Source organism: Frankia sp. QA3 (genome assembly GCF_000262465.1).
Taxonomy (GTDB): Bacteria; Actinomycetota; Actinomycetes; order Frankiales; family Frankiaceae; genus Frankia.
On the sequence record NZ_CM001489.1, the window covers coordinates 1,886,139 to 1,901,810 of the forward strand.

At 72.0% G+C, this 15,672-nt stretch carries 11 protein-coding genes and 3 pseudogenes; 8 read left to right on the top strand and 6 right to left on the bottom strand.

What is annotated here, in order from left to right:
* The first annotated feature begins 128 nt into the window (after positions 1–128).
* The 3 genes from FRAQA3DRAFT_RS07490 (at position 129) to FRAQA3DRAFT_RS07500 (ending at position 2,742) form a co-directional block, all read left to right on the top strand.
* A complete protein-coding gene (locus FRAQA3DRAFT_RS07490; RefSeq protein ID WP_009738468.1) occupies positions 129–1,070 on the top strand; it encodes a ribose-phosphate pyrophosphokinase in 942 nt (313 codons plus the stop codon).
* Positions 1,071–1,225: 155 nt separating this feature from the next.
* Positions 1,226–1,630, top strand: coding sequence for a helix-turn-helix transcriptional regulator (locus tag FRAQA3DRAFT_RS07495; RefSeq protein ID WP_009738469.1), 405 nt, complete (start codon positions 1,226–1,228; stop codon positions 1,628–1,630).
* Positions 1,627–2,742 (top strand): cation diffusion facilitator family transporter, encoded by a 1,116-nt coding sequence (locus tag FRAQA3DRAFT_RS07500; protein ID WP_009738470.1) that lies wholly within the window; start codon positions 1,627–1,629, stop codon positions 2,740–2,742. The genes FRAQA3DRAFT_RS07495 and FRAQA3DRAFT_RS07500 overlap by 4 nt, the downstream gene beginning before the upstream one ends.
* 68 nt (positions 2,743–2,810) lie before the next feature.
* Here the strand turns inward: FRAQA3DRAFT_RS07500 and FRAQA3DRAFT_RS32615 are convergent, their stop codons facing one another.
* The gene (locus FRAQA3DRAFT_RS32615) at positions 2,811–4,523 is read right to left on the bottom strand and encodes an MFS transporter (RefSeq protein WP_009738471.1); all 1,713 of its coding nucleotides are present in this window, start codon (positions 4,521–4,523) and stop codon (positions 2,811–2,813) included.
* Between the two features lie 224 nt (positions 4,524–4,747).
* Here FRAQA3DRAFT_RS32615 and FRAQA3DRAFT_RS38485 point away from each other — a divergent pair.
* Positions 4,748–4,984: pseudogene (locus FRAQA3DRAFT_RS38485) on the top strand (protein kinase family protein); the annotation flags it as partial.
* Positions 4,985–5,182: 198 nt separating this feature from the next.
* Here the strand turns inward: FRAQA3DRAFT_RS38485 and FRAQA3DRAFT_RS38490 are convergent.
* Positions 5,183–5,380, bottom strand: a pseudogene (locus tag FRAQA3DRAFT_RS38490) (short-chain dehydrogenase); the annotation flags it as partial.
* A 1-nt stretch (position 5,381) separates the two neighbouring features.
* Here FRAQA3DRAFT_RS38490 and FRAQA3DRAFT_RS38495 point away from each other — a divergent pair.
* Positions 5,382–5,504 (top strand): annotated as a pseudogene (locus FRAQA3DRAFT_RS38495) (transcriptional regulator); the annotation flags it as partial.
* Between the two features lie 237 nt (positions 5,505–5,741).
* On the top strand, positions 5,742–6,944 hold the full coding sequence (locus FRAQA3DRAFT_RS07525; RefSeq protein WP_009738473.1) for a GNAT family N-acetyltransferase: 1,203 nt from the start codon (positions 5,742–5,744) through the stop codon (positions 6,942–6,944).
* 241 nt (positions 6,945–7,185) lie between these two features.
* Here FRAQA3DRAFT_RS07525 and FRAQA3DRAFT_RS07530 read toward each other — a convergent pair whose 3' ends face one another.
* A complete protein-coding gene (locus tag FRAQA3DRAFT_RS07530; protein WP_051054560.1) occupies positions 7,186–8,361 on the bottom strand; it encodes a beta-ketoacyl synthase in 1,176 nt (391 codons plus the stop codon).
* A 309-nt stretch (positions 8,362–8,670) separates the two neighbouring features.
* Here FRAQA3DRAFT_RS07530 and FRAQA3DRAFT_RS07535 point away from each other — a divergent pair, with 309 nt between their 5' ends.
* Entirely contained in the window at positions 8,671–9,576 is a 906-nt protein-coding gene (locus FRAQA3DRAFT_RS07535; protein ID WP_035920654.1) for a CehA/McbA family metallohydrolase, read from the top strand.
* Positions 9,577–9,905: 329 nt separating this feature from the next.
* On the opposite strand, the gene FRAQA3DRAFT_RS07540 is transcribed toward FRAQA3DRAFT_RS07535, so the two are convergent.
* The 3 genes from FRAQA3DRAFT_RS07540 to FRAQA3DRAFT_RS07550 are packed head-to-tail and all read right to left on the bottom strand — an operon-like array spanning position 9,906 to position 13,401.
* A complete protein-coding gene (locus tag FRAQA3DRAFT_RS07540; protein ID WP_009738476.1) occupies positions 9,906–12,161 on the bottom strand; it encodes an FtsX-like permease family protein in 2,256 nt (751 codons plus the stop codon).
* Positions 12,158–12,880, bottom strand: a complete 723-nt coding sequence (locus FRAQA3DRAFT_RS07545) for an ABC transporter ATP-binding protein (protein WP_009738477.1) — start codon at positions 12,878–12,880, stop codon at positions 12,158–12,160. Before FRAQA3DRAFT_RS07545 ends, FRAQA3DRAFT_RS07540 begins: the two co-directional genes overlap by 4 nt.
* Entirely contained in the window at positions 12,877–13,401 is a 525-nt protein-coding gene (locus FRAQA3DRAFT_RS07550) for a PadR family transcriptional regulator (RefSeq protein ID WP_035920655.1), read from the bottom strand. The genes FRAQA3DRAFT_RS07545 and FRAQA3DRAFT_RS07550 overlap by 4 nt, the downstream gene beginning before the upstream one ends.
* Positions 13,402–14,234: 833 nt before the next feature.
* On the opposite strand from FRAQA3DRAFT_RS07550, the gene FRAQA3DRAFT_RS07555 reads away from it, so the two are divergent.
* On the top strand, positions 14,235–15,431 hold the full coding sequence (locus FRAQA3DRAFT_RS07555; RefSeq protein ID WP_232292095.1) for an RCC1 domain-containing protein: 1,197 nt from the start codon (positions 14,235–14,237) through the stop codon (positions 15,429–15,431).
* Positions 15,432–15,672: the final 241 nt, after the last annotated feature.

The window sequence follows — 15,672 nt, forward strand, 5'->3', positions numbered from 1 at the left end:
GTCGGTAGCATCCGGAGCGATCGACCGGGCGCCGGCCATGCGGGCGGCGCCCAGGCCAGCGATGACCGATGCCGGCCGGTCAGGCGCCGATGCCAGCCGGTCAGGGAAAAGAGAACAGGGAGCGGTTCGTGCGAGACATCGCCGTCTTCAGCGGCAGTGCCCATCCCATCCTCGCCGAGGAGATCTGCGCGCACCTCGACGTGCCGCTGCACCGGGTGCGGGTCCAGCGGTTCGCGAACGACTGCCTGGAGGTGCAGCTACCGGCGAACTGCCGGGAGCGCGACGTCTTCCTCATCCAGCCGCTGGTCGCCCCGGTGCAGGAGAACCTCGTCGAGCTGCTGCTGATGCTGGACGCGGCGCGCGGGGCGTCGGCGGCGCGCACGACGGTGGTCCTGCCGCACTACGCCTACGCCCGCTCCGACAAGAAGGACGCGCCGCGGATCTCGATCGGCGGCCGGCTCGTCGCGGACCTGCTCGTGGCTGCCGGGGCGAGCCGGGTGTTGGCGATGACGCTGCATTCCCCGCAGGTGCACGGCTTCTTCAGCGTCCCGGTCGACCATCTGCACGCGCTGCGGGAGCTCGCCAAGCACTTCCGCCGCTACGACCTGTCGAACACGACGGTGGTGTCGCCGGATCTCGGCAACGCCAAGGAGGCGGCGGCGTTCGCGCGGATGCTCGGGGTGCGGGTCGCGGCCGGGGCCAAGCAGCGTTTCGCCGACGACCAGGTGAGCATCAGCACCGTCATCGGGGATGTGGCCGGCCGCGACGTCATCGTCCTCGATGACGAGATCGCCAAGGGCAGCACGGTGCTGGAGCTGCTCGAGCGGCTGCGTGAGCTGGACGTGCGTTCGGTGCGGGTGGCGTGCACGCACGGGCTGTTCTCCGCGGGGGCGCTCAAGCGGATCTCCGACCAGTCGGACGTCGTGGAGATCGTGTGCACGAACACGGTGCCGATCCCGGTGGGTGACCGGGTGCCGAAGCTGGAGGTTCTCACGGTGGCCCCGCCGCTGGCCGAGGCGATCCGACGCATCCACAACGGCGAGTCGGTCAGCGCCCTGTTCGACGCCTGACCCCCTTCGGCATCCCCTGCTTAGCCAGAGGGACGAAACGGGCACGAGAGACTGTGGAAGGGCAGGAGGACGGGAGCCGGTCGGGACCTGGGACCCGCGGGGACGGGGAACAGGTCAGGATTGGCTGACGTCAGCGTCCGCTGTACTGTTGGGGCATGGTAAAGGTTGCCTCACCGGCGGAGGTCCTTGCCCGGTTCGGTCACGCGCTGTCCGACCCGACCCGGGCAAGGCTGCTGCTGGTGCTGCGGGCCGGCGCGGCCTACCCGTCCGAGCTGGCCGAGATCCTCGGCGTGGGCCGCACGAACCTGTCCAATCATCTGGCGTGCCTGCGCGGCTGCGGGCTGGTCGTCGCCACCCCGGAGGGCCGCCGCCAGCGCTACGAGCTCGCCGACGACAAGCTCCGCCATGCGCTGGGTGATCTGCTCGACGTCGTCCTTGCCGTCGACACCGAGCACGTGCACCCCGAGGGCGGTGCCGTCCCGGCGGCGATGGAGCCGGCTGCCGGGGCCGGGACGGGCGCATCCGCCGCCGGGCCTCTGGCGGGTGTGAGCGAGTCATGAGCGCGCCCAGCCACGACCACGAGCCGCACGGTGCCCACGATGCCGGCCATGCCCACGGTGCCGGCCATGCCCACGGTGCCGGCCATGCCCACGGCTCCGGGCCTGCCCACGGGTCGGGGCCCGCCCACGGTCACGCGCACGGGCACGGTGTGCCGGCGGGGCGGGGGAGCGCGCGCCAGCGGCGGCGGCTGTGGCTGGCGGCCGGGCTGAACCTCGCGATCGTCGTCGCCCAGGCGGCCGCGGGGGTCGCCGCGGGATCCGTCGGGCTGCTCGCCGACGCCGGGCACAACCTGACCGACACCGCCGGGGTGGTGCTCGCACTGGTGGCGTTGACGCTGTCGCGGCGGCCCCCCTCGGCTCGGCGCACGTTCGGCGGGGTCCGCTGGCCGGTGCTCGCCGCGCAGGCGAACGCCGCGGCGGTGCTGGTGGTGACGGCCCTGCTGGCCGTCGAGGCGCTGCGCCGGCTCGGCGGGAACGGGACGGTCGACGGCCCGGTGGTCGTCGCCGTCGCCCTGGTCGCCGCCGTCGTCAACGGCGTGAGCGCGCTGGTCGTCCACGAGCGCGACGCCGACCTGAACACCCGCGCGGCCGTGCTGCACCTGGCCGGGGACGCGGCGGTGTCGGTGGCGGTCGCCGCCTCGGGTCTGGTGATCTGGCTGGTCGGCGGCTGGTACTGGCTGGACCCGCTGGTCTCCCTGCTGATCGCCCTGCTGATCGCCGGGCAGGGGGTGAAACTGCTGGTCAGCGCGTCGCGGGTGCTGCTGGAGGCGACGCCGGAAAGCCTGGACGTCGCCGCGGTGCGCGCCGACATCCTGCGCGACATCCATGTCCTCGACGTGCACGACCTGCATGTGTGGAGCCTGTCCGACCGGGTGTTCGCCGCCTCGGTGCATCTCGAGCTCGGCCATCTCGACGGGGCCGAGGACGGCCATCCCAGCCTCGCGCAGGCGCGGGCGGTGTCGGACGGGATCAAGGCGATGCTCGCCGAGCGGTACGGCATCACCCATATGACGGTCGAGGCCGAATGCGAGCCGTGCACCCCCCCGCACGACGATCCGTGCGGCATCGCCCGCGGCCTGGGCGGCGACCGGGCGGCGGCCTCGCTGTCCTAGCGCCGTGCCCGGCGTACGACGGCGAGACCGGCGCGCCGCCGGCGGAGGAGGCCACCCTGGCGGGTTCGCTATGACGCGGCCGAGCGAACGAACTGCACGATCGCTGCTCCACTGTCCGTCTGCGATATCCGTCCGCTGGGAACGAAGCCGACTCGACGGTAGAGGCGCAGCGCCCGGTCGTTGTCGGCTCCGGTCCACAGCTGCAGCCGTAGGTACCCGTGGCTGCCGGCCTGGTCCGCGAGGTATCCGATCAGTAGCTCTCCCACCCGCCGTCCCCAGTGGTCGGGGTGGACGAAGACCATCGAGATGTGACACAGCCCGTCCAATCTCGGTCCCTGCCCATCCTGACCGCGGCCCGGTTCGGCCAGCAGGATGCCGAGAACCTTCGTTCCTGCACAGGCGATCAGCAGGAGAGCATCGGGGGCGGCGAGCTTCGCCCGCACCCTGGCGATCCGCTGAGCGTCGGGGGGTCGTCCCCGGGCGCTGTTGGCCTCGCGCCAGACGTCCAGGGCGGCGGGACGATCATCGCCGTACGCGACACGGACCGCCACCGGGGCCGGTTCCAGCACAGGTTCCACGGACACAGGTTCCACGGACACAGGATCCCGGCTCCACCGGACGGCGAGGAGTGCACCGGCAAGTCCCGCGAGGACCAGCGCGGCGCCGAGGAGGTTGACGCCGGTGAAGCCCGCTCGGTGCAGGATCAGGCCGCCCACCGCGGAGCCACCGGCGATACCGGTGTTGAACACGGAGATGTTGACCGCGGCGGCGACATCGGCCGCGGAGCCGGCTTGCTGGGACACGGCGAGTTGAGCGGCGGTGCTGAAGGCGGGGAAGGCCGTCGCCAGAACCAGGGTGACCAGCCATGTCAAGATCGAGTCGGTCATGACCAGCGGGACGACGCCCAGGCTGGCGGCGACCAGGGCCGCGGCGACGATCATGGTGTGTTGGGGGTGCCGGTCGGCGGCCACCCCTCCGGCGAGGTTGCCCGCTGTGGCGGCTATGCCGTTGGTCAGCAACACCGCGCTGGCCGCGGCGGTACTCAGGCCGGTCTGTCGGGTCAGCAGGACGACGAGGTAGGTGGATGCTGTGTAGTAGCCGGCGGTGATGACGGCGTTGACGGTGAAGGTGGCCAGCAGTCGGGGTCGGGTCAGCGTCCTGACCGGGGCTGGCAGAGGTGGCGACGACCCGGCCGCGGGCTCTGGCACGACCCGGACGGCAGCTACCAGCGCTCCTGCCGACGCGATGGTGAGCACGCCGTAGACGGCACGCCACCCCACCACGCTTCCCAGTGCGGTGGCGGCCGGAACGCCGAGGACAGTCGAGACGGTCACCCCGCCGAAGACGACGGCGATGGCACGCCCTCGCCGGGCGGAGCCGGCCAGCCCCGTGGCCACGGTCAGGGCGATCGCCACATACACCGCCGCGGCCGCGCCGGTGAGTGCACGGGCCGCCAGCAGGGCTGGGAAACCGGGTGCGGCTGCGGTGGCCCCGTTGCCGGCGGCGAGCGTCCCCAGCGCGGCGATGAGGACGCGTCTGCGCGGCAGGCACCCCAGCACCGCGGTCAGCACCGGCCCCGCCAGCGCGACGGCCACGGCGTACACCGCGACGAGGGCGCCCGCCGCGCCTGCGGAGACGTTCAGATCCGCGCTGATGGCGGGGATCAACCCGGAGACACCGAGTTCACTGGTGCCCAGCACGGCAGTGCCCAGCGCCAGCACTGCCAGCACCGGCGCCGCGGGCGGTCGGGGAGAACCACCCGCGTAAGAGTCAGGTCGCATGCCACCTTCTCGGAAGACAGACGGGTCCAGGGGGCGGCAGCGCGGCGTCACCGCTGTCCGTGCGGCGGGCACGCGCGCAGACGCGTTCTCAGGGGGAGAGCTGAGCCAAAGCGCCAACAGATGACGCGGCGAGCGACGGGTCCGCAGATGGACAGCGGTCACCCGGGAGACGACGGGTCACACCCCGCCGATCGGCTCACGCAGAGCGTACCGAGGAGCCGTCGATGCGTGACCAGGATCCGCTACGTGCCGCGCGCCTGGCTGATTACGGGACTGTGAGCACACAGCTGTCGTTGCTGAGCGACCGTCGGCTCGGGCAGGTCGTGGCCGCCGCCGCCGCCCCGCTCGGGTCCGGTATCGGCGGTCGATCGGCGGAGCTGGACATCGAGGGGACGCGCGTCTTCGTCAAGCGGGTCCCTCTGGCGGACATCGAATTGCAGGCGGAGTACGTGCGGCGGACGAGACCGAGTTCCTCTCGCACCACCTCGCGTACGACCACTGCTACACCGCGAGCCACCTGCTCCATCACCACCTGCTCGGCGGCGTGCGCGGCGACGTGGAACGCGAAGCCTTCCTGCGTGACTGGGATGAGGATGTCGCCACCGCCGGCAATCTGGTAGCACAGAACGAGAACAGAACACGGCCGCCGCGTGCCTCACCCCGGGTTTCAACCGCACCGCGTTGATCCGCATGTTCGGGAACGCCTTCGCGTACTGCACGGTCATCATGTTGACCGCGGTCTTCGACGCCGGGTAGGCGTACCTCGGGGTGCCCGGGGTGGTGACCTCGGTCAGCGAGGCCAGGCCGCTGCTGATGTTGACCACGACCGGGACGGCGGAACGCGCCGGCAGCGGGAGAGACGTGCTCAGCGTCGCGGGCAGCGACCTGCGCATCATGATCTACACGGCCGAGCCCGGCACACGGGACGCCGAACGCCTTGCGCTGCTCGCCGTCCTCGGCACCCAGGCACTCGTCGGATAGCGGCCCCGCCCACCGCCCCTCGTCCATGGTGGCAGCCTCCCTATCGGGGGATACGCCAGAAATCGGGCAGGTCAGCCGGACTCCGCCCTTTCTTGGTCCGTGGTCGTTCGTTGCGTCGAGGGCAGCCGCCGTGTGGAACCGGCGGTAGGGGCTCGTACGACGCGTTCCGGAAGTGCCCGGCACCGGGCTCCTGAAAAGAGTTGGCAACGACGCGTGCAGTTCTGCCAGGATTGGCCAGTGGTCCGCGAGCTTCCTGCCGGTCTGGTGGTACGTCATCCCAACTCTGACGATCAGCAACGTGTCCTCGCCGTCATGGACGCCTGGTGGATGGGTTCCCCGGGAGACGCCGGGTCGCTGCGGCGTCTTTTGCTGCTACCGCGGTTGTTCTTCCAGCACTTCACCGCCAGCAGTTACCTGGTAGAACACGAAGACGGTCGCCTGGCGGCGTTTCTCATTGGTTTTCTGTCGCAGTCCCACCCCGAGGTTGCCTATATCCACGTCGTCGGGGTTGATCCGTCGCTGCGCCGCCGCGGTGTCGGTGCGGGTCTCTACCACCGGTTCTTCCAACTCGCGGCCACCCGGGGCTGCAGCCGGGTGCAGTGCATCACCAGCCCCGGCAACGCGGCTTCGACAGCATTCCACACGGGTATCGGCTTCCAGATCGAACCCGGCGATCTCGTGATTAACGGTGTCGCTGTCCAACGCGACCACGAAGGACCAGGACTACATCGCGTTGCCTTCACTCGGACGCTCACCAACCAGACGTCACCGGTGCGACCACCGGTGATCATCCGAGATGTGCGCGTCTGCTTTCTCGGGGATTCCTTCACCGCGGGTGTGGGCGACCCGACCCACCTGGGCTGGGTCGGGCGCCTGGCCGCACGCGCCGAGAACAGAGGCCTGCACCTCACCGCGTACAACCTCGGGATCCGTATGGACACCTCAGCGGAGATACGAGCCCGGTGGAAGCACGAGTGCCTCCTGCGCCTGCCCGAGGCGTCCGAGGCCCGGCTGGTGCTGTCGTTCGGGGTCAACGACATGACCCAGGACGGCCAGGGCCTGCGTGTCCCTCCTGACCGGTCGGTGGCCAACCTCACGGCCCTACTCGCCGAGGCGCTGCCGGTCCTGCCTGTCCTGATGGTCGGGCCGCCGCCCTCCGGGGATCCAGGTAGAGACGAACGCGTCGCAGCACTCAACGAGCAATACGCCGGCGTCTGCGCAGCAAACGACGTTCCCTACGTCAACGTGTTCGCCGCGCTGCAAGAGCAACCGTCATGGCAGCAGGGGATCGCTGACGGCGACGGCGCCCACCCCGCAGCGGCCGGCTACGAGCAGCTCACCAACCTCGTCTTCGACCCGTGGTGGCGCTGGCTCGAAGATTTCGATGCTGGCCTCAGCGGGTCTGTGGTGGCTCGGTGGGCGCTGCGAGCCACTGTGTAACGACAATGGCGGCACCTGTCCCTGGTGACCGTGGAGGATCATTCGTCAGCGCGGGCAGGTACTCGCAGATGACGATCGTGCGGGACGGTGCGGGCGGGTGGGCGGCGGCGTGCCATGCACGGTGTCGGGGTCATGGAGTGTGCACGGCACGCCGCAACGGTCCGTCACGCCTGTCCGGTGTGACGGACGACAAAGGCGGGGCGGCCGGCTCCGTGGTGGGTCAGGCGCGGTGGTTCGTGGGTCAGGCGGCGGTGAAGACGAGGGTGGCGTTGTGGCCGCCGAAGCCGAACGCGTTGGCCACGGCGGCGTGGACGGTGTCGTGGCGGGCGGTGCCGGTGACCACGTCGAGTTTGATCGCCGGGTCGAGGCGGTCGAGGTTGCGCACGGGGGGGATCGCGCCGTCGCGCAGGGCGCAGATCGTCGCGATCGCGCCGATGGCGCCGGCGGCGCCGAGGGTGTGGCCGGTCATCGACTTCGTTGCGGTGACCGCCGGGTGGGTGCCGATGGTCTGGGCGATCGCCTCGGCCTCCAGCGGGTCGCCGACCGGGGTGGAGGTGGCGTGGGCGTGCACGAGGCCGACGTCGGTGGGCGCCACCCCCGCGCGCGACAGGGCGGTGCTGATGGCGCGGGACTGTCCGGCCGGGTCGGCGGTGACGATGTCGAGGGCGTCGGAGTTGACCGCGGCGCCGGCGGCGACGGCGTGCACCCGGGCGCCGCGGGCGGCGGCGAAGGACTGCCGTTCGAGGACGACGATGCCGGCGCCCTCGCCGAGGACGAAGCCGTCGCGGTCGGCGTCGAAGGGGCGGGAGGCGCCCGCGGGGTCGTCGTGGCGGGTGGACAGGGCCCTCATCTGCGCGAACGCGGCGAGGGGGAGGTTGTCGATGGCGGCCTCGACGCCACCGGCGACGACGACGTCGGCGAGATCGTTTTGGATCATCTCCATCGCGATGGCGATCGCCTCGGCGCCCGACGCGCAGGCGCTGACCGGGGTGCGGGCGCCGGCGCGGGCGCCGAGGTCGATGCTGACCCAGGCGGCCGGGCCGTTGGCCATCAGCATGATCACCGCGTGGGGGGACATCTTGCGGGCGTTGCCGGCTTCGACGATGCGGTGCTGGCCGAGGGTGGAGGCCACCCCGCCGTAGCCGGTGCCGATGACGACGGCGAGGCGCTGGGGGTCGACCTCGGGGCGCCCGGCGTGCGCCCACGCCTCGCGGGCGGTGACGATGGCCATCTGCTCGCAGCGGTCGAGCCGGCGGCTTTCCTTGCGGGGCAGCGACGCGGCCGGGTCGACGGGCAGCGGGGCGGCGAGGCGTACGGGCAGGTCCTTCGCCCAGGGGTCCTCGAGGACGGTGACGCCCGACCTGCCCGCGAGCAGCCCGCTCCATGTGGCGTCGAGGTCACCTCCGAGCGGAGTCATCGCGCCGATCCCCGTGACCACGATCTTCTCGTGCACCGCCCTGTCTCCCTTTCGCCGCGTGGTGGAGCGGGACGGCCGTGTCAAGGTCTCGCTCCGTTGTCGGGTTCACCTTCGCAGCCGCGCCGCGCCGCGCCCAGCACTGACGCTGCCGAGGTCGGAGGCCTGTCGTTGTGGCTTTCCGACAATGACGCCAATGACGCCGGTGAGCACCGGCGTCGGCGGGGTCCCTCGCGGCGGCTGGTGCTGCCGATCCGTGTCGTGCACGCTGTGTCCGGGGCGGGTGAGCACTGGTCCGCCCGGGGACGGAGGATGCTCGTGGTCGATCTGCCGTTCGCGCTGCCCGGCCGGTTCTGGCGGGGGAACCTGCACACCCACACCGACCGGTCCGACGGGGCGCTGCCACCGCAGGAGGTCGCGCGCCGCTACCGGGAGGCCGGCTACGACTTCCTGGCCGTCACCGATCACTTCCGGGCGGCGTACGGGTTCCCGCTGACCGACACCCGGGCGCTGCGTACCCCCGGATTCACCACGCTGCTCGGCGCCGAGCTGCATGCCCCGCGCACCGAGCTGTCCTCGGAGTGGCACATCATCGCCGTGGGACTGCCCCTGGGCTTCCCGCCGCCCGAGCCGGGCGAGAGCGGGCCGGCGCTGGCGCGGCGGGCGCGCGCGGCGGGGGCGTTCATCGGCATGGCCCACCCCGCGGCGTCGCTGCTCACCCTCGCCGACGCCGAAAGCCTGGACGCGGCCCACGCCGTCGAGGTCCACAACGCCCTGTCGGCCCGCGAGGACCGTGCCGACAGCTGGCATCTGACCGACATCCTGCTCACCCGAGGCCATCGCCTCGGCGCCTATGCCGCCGACGACGCGCATTTCCAGCCGCGAGACCCCCCTGCCTGCGCGGCCTGGGTCCAGGTCCGCGCGCGATCCCTCGACCCGCGGGCGCTGCTCGCCGCTCTCAAGGCCGGTCACTACTACGCCAGCACCGGACCCGACCTGCACGATGTCGCACTCCACGACGGCATGATCACGGTGCGCTGCTCGCCGGTACGGAAAATACTCCTCACCGGCGGCACCCCGGGCGCGCAGGTGATCGAGGGCGACGGTCTGACGGAATGCTCCCTGCCGGTGGCGATGTTCGGCCACGGCTACTGCCGCGTCACCGTCGAAGACGCCACCGCCGGCCGCGCCTGGACCAACCCGATCCCGCTGAGCTAGCACTCGGGGGAGGGTGACGGGCGTGACCGAGGAGCTCGGAGGAATCGTCAGGACCCGGGGGTGCTGCCCGAACACGACGCGCCAGTTCGGGCCACGCGGCCCGAACTCGGCCGCCGGACCGAACCCGATGTCGACCTCGAGGCAGCCGGGTAGCAGAAAGACCCGAGAGACCGCCGAACGGCCGCGGCTCCTGCCGCGGCACCGTCACCACCGCCGGCCGCGCCTGGACCGAACGGTGTGCGACCTGCGGTACCGGCGGGAGCTCACGGCATTATGCGCGAAGCCCCCGCTCCCTACGGCGATTGGCCAGGTGGGACGTGCGGGGCTGGTCAGTCGCTGCGGGCGGCTTCGGGTCCGGTGATGCGGCGCAGCAGCGGGAAGGTGGAGGCGATGACGGCGAGGGAGGCGAGCAGGCCGGCGAGGACGATGAGGTAGTACTCGCCGGCGGGTGGCTGGAGCGACTGGTGCAGCTGGGCGCGTAGGAACAGGCCCGCGGCGAGGAATCCGGTTCCGATCGACACGACGGTGAGGACCAGCAGCGGCAGCGCGCTTTCCAGGGCGACGACGCGGCGCAGCATCCCGAGGGGGGCGCCGGCGAGCCGTAGCAGGCTGAAGGGCCGTCTGCGGTCGTTGAGGCCGGCCACCACGCTGACGGCCAGGCTGGCGCCGGCGATCGGCAGGCTGGTGAGGATCACGACGCTGGCCAGCTGCTGGTAGGCGGTGTTCAGCCGCAGGCCGCGTTCGAGGTCCTCGGCGATGGTGACGGGCTGGTAGGCGTAGGGGTAGGCGCGTTGGAGCACGGTACGGGCTCGCTCGACCGCGGCGGGACCGTTCGTGCCCACGGCGAGGGACTGGACCCCCAGGTGGTGCAGGTCGTCGGAGGACAGGGCGGCGGCGGGCCAGACCGTGGCGGCGTTGCCGCCTGGCGAGGCGTCGACGCCGGTGCCGAGGGTCGCGGTGTCCGCCCCGGCCGGGCAGCGGCCGAGAGTCGCGGTGGCGTGCAGCTCGGCGCAGGAGGCGACGCCGCGCAGCGGGCCGTGGCCGTAGCTGCCGGGGTCGGTGTGGATCACGGTCACGCCGGTCACGCCCGGGATCGAGCGCAGCTCGCCCAGCAGCGAGGTCGGGACTGACGCGAGGTCCTGCAGTCCTGACGGTGTGTCGGTGAGGAACCAGTCGAGCAGGGTGTGGCGTTCCGCCGGGCCGCGGGGGGAGACGTGGGTGCGTGGGCCGCTGCCACCGTAGGCGTTGATCGTGGTGATGATCCCGACGGCGACGCTGGTGACGAACAGGGCCAGGACGAGGCCGCTGATCGCGCGAAAGCCCGCCTGCGGGTTGTCGGCGAGGCGGCGCCCGGCGATGAGCACGGCGGGCCGGTGGGTGCGCCGGGCCGCCAGGCGGGCCCCGACCAGGGTCAGCCACGGCCCGGCGGTGATCAGGCCGGCCATGGTCAGCAGGATCCCGGACAGGTAGGCCTGGACCTGGCCGGGGGTGCTGGCGGGGCTGCCGGCGTGGACGAACCAGGCCAGTTCGCCCAGGCCTGCCAGCAGGGGCAGGACGCGCCAGGCCCGTGGGGGGCGGGCGGTGACCTGGCGGGTCACGCCGAGCGGGGAGATGGTCACCCGGCGCAGTGCCAGGCGGGCTGCCACCGCGGTCGCGATCGGCACGCCGATCGCGACCAGCGCGACGTCGGGCAGGTTCAGCGACAGGTCGTCGGCGAAGAACGGTGCTCCGGTGAAGGGGATCGGCGCGAGCGCCGGGCGCAGCAGGCAGAACAGCCCGAACCCGCCGGCCACGCCGCCGATCGCCGCGACGCTCGACTCGACCGCCGAGATGACCGAGATCTGCCGCGGGGTCGCGCCGATCAGGCGCATGGCGGCGAAGCGCTGCTCGCGGCGGGCCGCGGACAGCCGGGTCGCGGTGCCGATGAAGATCAGGACCGGGAACAGCAGCGCGGCGGTGACGACGGACAGGACGAGGTCGATGCCGTTCGCGTTGATGCCGATGTCGAAGCACTGCCCGCTGCAGCTGCTGGGCGGGGTGGTGGCGATGGCGGTGACCTGCGTGGCCTGCGGGATGCCCGCGAGCTGGTCGGCGCGACGACCGACGATGATGATCAGGGAGTCCGGGGATGGCAGCGCCGAGGGGCCGAGGGTGGCGATCTGGCGTCCCGGGAAGCGGGCGCCGAGTTCGGCGGCCGGGGTGGTGCGCAGCAGCGCGGCGAGTGCCGGGGAGGCGGAGAACTGCCCCGGCCCGGGTAGCTGCGCGAGCCCCGGCGGGAGCGGTGAGTGCGCTCCGGTGGCGGCGACGTCGACCCGGCCGATCTGCTCGCCGTGGAACTGGTCGACGCTGAGCAGCCACCACAGCGGGTCCGCCGCGGCACCGCCAGCGGGCGGTGTCGCCGGGTTCGACGCGGCGCCGGTCGCCAGCCACGCGTAGCGGGCGTTCTGGGCGTTGACGGCGTTGATCCCGGCGAGGGTGGCCAGCAGCATGGCGACGCCCAGCGCCACGGCGACGGCGATGAGCGCGAGGCGCGCGGCCGCCTGCCGGCCGCCGCGCAGGGTCAGGCGCAGACCGAGGCGGATCATGGCAGGAGCGGCGCGGCGGCGAAGGAGGTGACCGTGCCGTCGCGGACGATGATCTCGCGGTCGGCGTAGGCGGCCACGCGCGGCTCGTGGGTGACGAGGATGACGGTCGTGCCCTGCTCCCGGGCGCAGGAGACCAGCAGGTTCATGACGTGCTCGCCGGTCAGCGAGTCCAGGGCGCCCGTCGGCTCGTCGGCGAACAGGACCTCGGGGCGGGCGACCAGGGCGCGGGCCAGCGCGACGCGTTGCGCCTGACCGCCGGAGAGTTCACCGCAGCGCCGCGTCTGGGTTCCGTCGAGGTCGAGCCGGTCGAACCAGCTCCGGGCGCGGGCCAGCGCCTCGGCGCGAGGTGTTCCGCTCAGCAGCAGCGGCAGCGCGACGTTCTCCACGGCGCTGAGCTCGCCGACGAGCTGGCCGAACTGGAACACGAACCCGAAGCGGTCGCGGCGCAGCGCGCTGCGGGCGTTCTCGCGCATCGTGTCCAACCGGCGTCCGGCGAGGAGGATCTCGCCGGTGTCGGGGGTGAGAATGCCGGCCAGGCAGTGCAGCAGCGTCGACTTGCCCGAACCGCTGGGCCCCATGACGGCCAGGATCTCCCCGGCCTGCACCGCCACGCTGGCGCCGCGCAGCGCCGGCGTCGGCCCGAACGACAACCCCACGTCACGCGCCTCGATCAGCGCTCCGGGCGCATCGGGGTGCGCCCGCACGGTCTCGGCGTTCATGCACGCACCATGTCCGCGAGTGCGTCGAGGCGGGCCGCGGTCAGCTCGATCCAGCGCAGATCGGCCTCCAGGTGGAACAGGCCGTGGTCGGCCAGCAGCGCGTCGACCATGCCGCCGGTCCGCTTCAGGGCGGTCAGCTCGCGCATCCGCTGCAGATGTGCGGCGCGTTGCAGGTCCAGGTAGCCCTCGGCGGAGCGCCCCGACATCAGGGCCAGCACGACCTTGACGAACAGCACCGTCTGCAGGTGGGGTTCGGGTTCGACCGGCTCGCGCAGCCACGTCTCGACCTCGCTGACCCCCTGCTTGGTGATCACGTAACGCTTGCGGTCGGGTCCCGCTCCGGGCTCGGTTTCGCCGACGAGCACTTTGCCGTCGCGGGCCAGGCGACCCAGGGTGGCGTAGACCTGCCCGAACGGCAACGGCTTGCCCCGGCCGAAGTAGGCGTCGTAGTCGCGTTTGAGGTCATAACCGTGGCTCGGCTCTCGCTCGAGCAGGCCCAGCAGGGCCATGGGGACCGTCACGACCCAGTGTCTACACTGGATGTATACGCGCAGTCAATACTGCCTGGCGACGGACGGCCGGATAGGCGCACTCGATGCCGGCGAGATGCCGGCGAGATGCCGGCGAGGCGCGGCTTCGCGTGGTCCGGCATTCCCGCCGGCCGGCGGCGGGTCCGGACGGCGGCGGGTACTGCCGGCGGTGGTGGCCGCGTCCGTTCTCCTGGCGACTGATGTCGTGGCGGTTCGGCGGTTGGCATCGCGTGTTGCGGGCTGTTGCTACGTGGTGAGTGTTGCGGATCGGTCCTGGTTGCCCGGCCAGAACGGCGTGGAGAACCCGGGCGTTCGCCTGTGCGTCGCCCCGCGCAGCGCTCCCGGTGATGGGCGGGGGAGGTGAAGCGCTCGCGGGTCGACCGTTTCGCGACTGGCCTGTCCCCCGCGCACGATCCAGACCTGCGAGGTCGTCGTGGTACTGAGCTTGTCCAGACGGAACGAAGAGTCCCGGTAGCGGGCGGCGGGCGGGTGGCTTGGCGGGACTGGCCGTTCGGATGCGCGACCCCCGGTACACCGGGCTCTTGCCCCGCCCGACCAGCGCGGCGACCCGATCCGCCGGCACCCCGCGGTGCGGGCACAGCGCCAAGAACACCACCACTCCACCCAGATGTCGAAAGTTCGTTTCATTACCTCACTCGGCCGCCACCACCAAACACCCGCCGACGCAACACGCGACACAACGAACATGTAAACAAAACAAATACATAGAGGAATCGTGCAGTTACTCTCCGTGACGATCGGGTGTCGATGGCGACACCCACTGGTTCTGAGGAGCGGAGATGTCTGGTCGACGACGGCTAGGGATGTGGGCGGTGGTGTTGGCCGCAGGCGGGGTCGTGGCCCTGCCGGCTGCGGCCACCGCCGCCCCGGCTTGGGAGACGGCATCCGGGTCGCAGCACACCCTGGCGGACCCTGACACGGCACAGGCCTGGGGCTTCAACGGCGGCGGGCAGCTGGGGAACGGCACCATCGCCAACAGCTCGATACCTGTCCCGGTCACCGGTGCCACGGGTCTTACCGGTCTCAGAGCCATCGCCGCCGGGGGCGGCGGCGGGTACGCGCTGCGCCGGGACGGCACCGTCTGGGCCTGGGGCCTCAACAACGTCGGGCAGCTGGGGAACGGCACCACCACCGACAGCGTCGTGCCCGTCCGGGTCGCTGGCCTCACCCATGTCAGAGCCATCGCCGCCGGGGGCGGCGGCGGGTACGCGCTGCGCCGGGACGGCACCGTCTGGGCCTGGGGCCTCAACGGCGTCGGGCAGCTGGGAAACAACACCACCACCGACAGCGTCGTGCCCGTCCGGGTCACGGGCCTCACCGATGTCAGAGCCATCGCCGCCGGCTCCTTCAGCGGGTACGCGCTGCGCCGGGACGGCACCGTCTGGGCCTGGGGCCTCAACGGCGACGGACGGCTGGGGAACGGCACCACCACCACCAGCTTGCTACCTGTCCTGGTCCCGGGCCTTACCGATGTCAGAGCCATCGCCGTCGGCGACGGAGGCGGGTACGCGCTGCGCTGGGACGGCACCGTCTGGGCCTGGGGCCGCAACAACGTCGGGCAGCTGGGGAACGGCACCACCACCAGCCTGGTCCCCGTCCCCGTCCCGGGCCTTACCGATGTCAGAGCCATCGCCGCCGGCGCCTCCAGCGGGTACGCGCTGCGCTGGGACGGCACCGTCTGGGCCTGGGGCCGCAACAACGTCGGGCAGCTGGGGAACGGCACCACCACCACCAGCCTGGTCCCCGTCCCCGTCAGCGGCACCACTGGCCTGATCGGTGCCACAGCCATTGCCGGCGGCGGCGGAGGCGGGTACGCGCTGCGCTGGGACGGCACCGTCTGGGCCTGGGGCCTCAACAACGTCGGGCAGCTGGGGAACGGCACCACCACCGACAGCGTCGTGCCCGTCCCCGTCAGCGGCATCACCAGTGCCACAGCCATCGCCGGCGGCACCCTCGCCGGATACGCGATCGTCAGCGACTGGGACTGGGACTGGGAGTAGGCCAGCTGACCGGGCTGAACCAGCTGGTTCCCGATACCGCACACGCAGAGTCGTGAGCGGCCGGTGGCCATCCGAACCGACACCGGGGACCGTCCGCTGTCCACGGCGCTGTCGGCCGCGGTCCGCCGTGGCCGACAGCGGCGACGATGACCGTCCCACCGTGACCCGCGCCGATGAAGGGACCAACTGGGCCGTCCCTGGCTGTTCCAGCCCCAAGGATCGGTCGTCCGCGGCGGCCTGC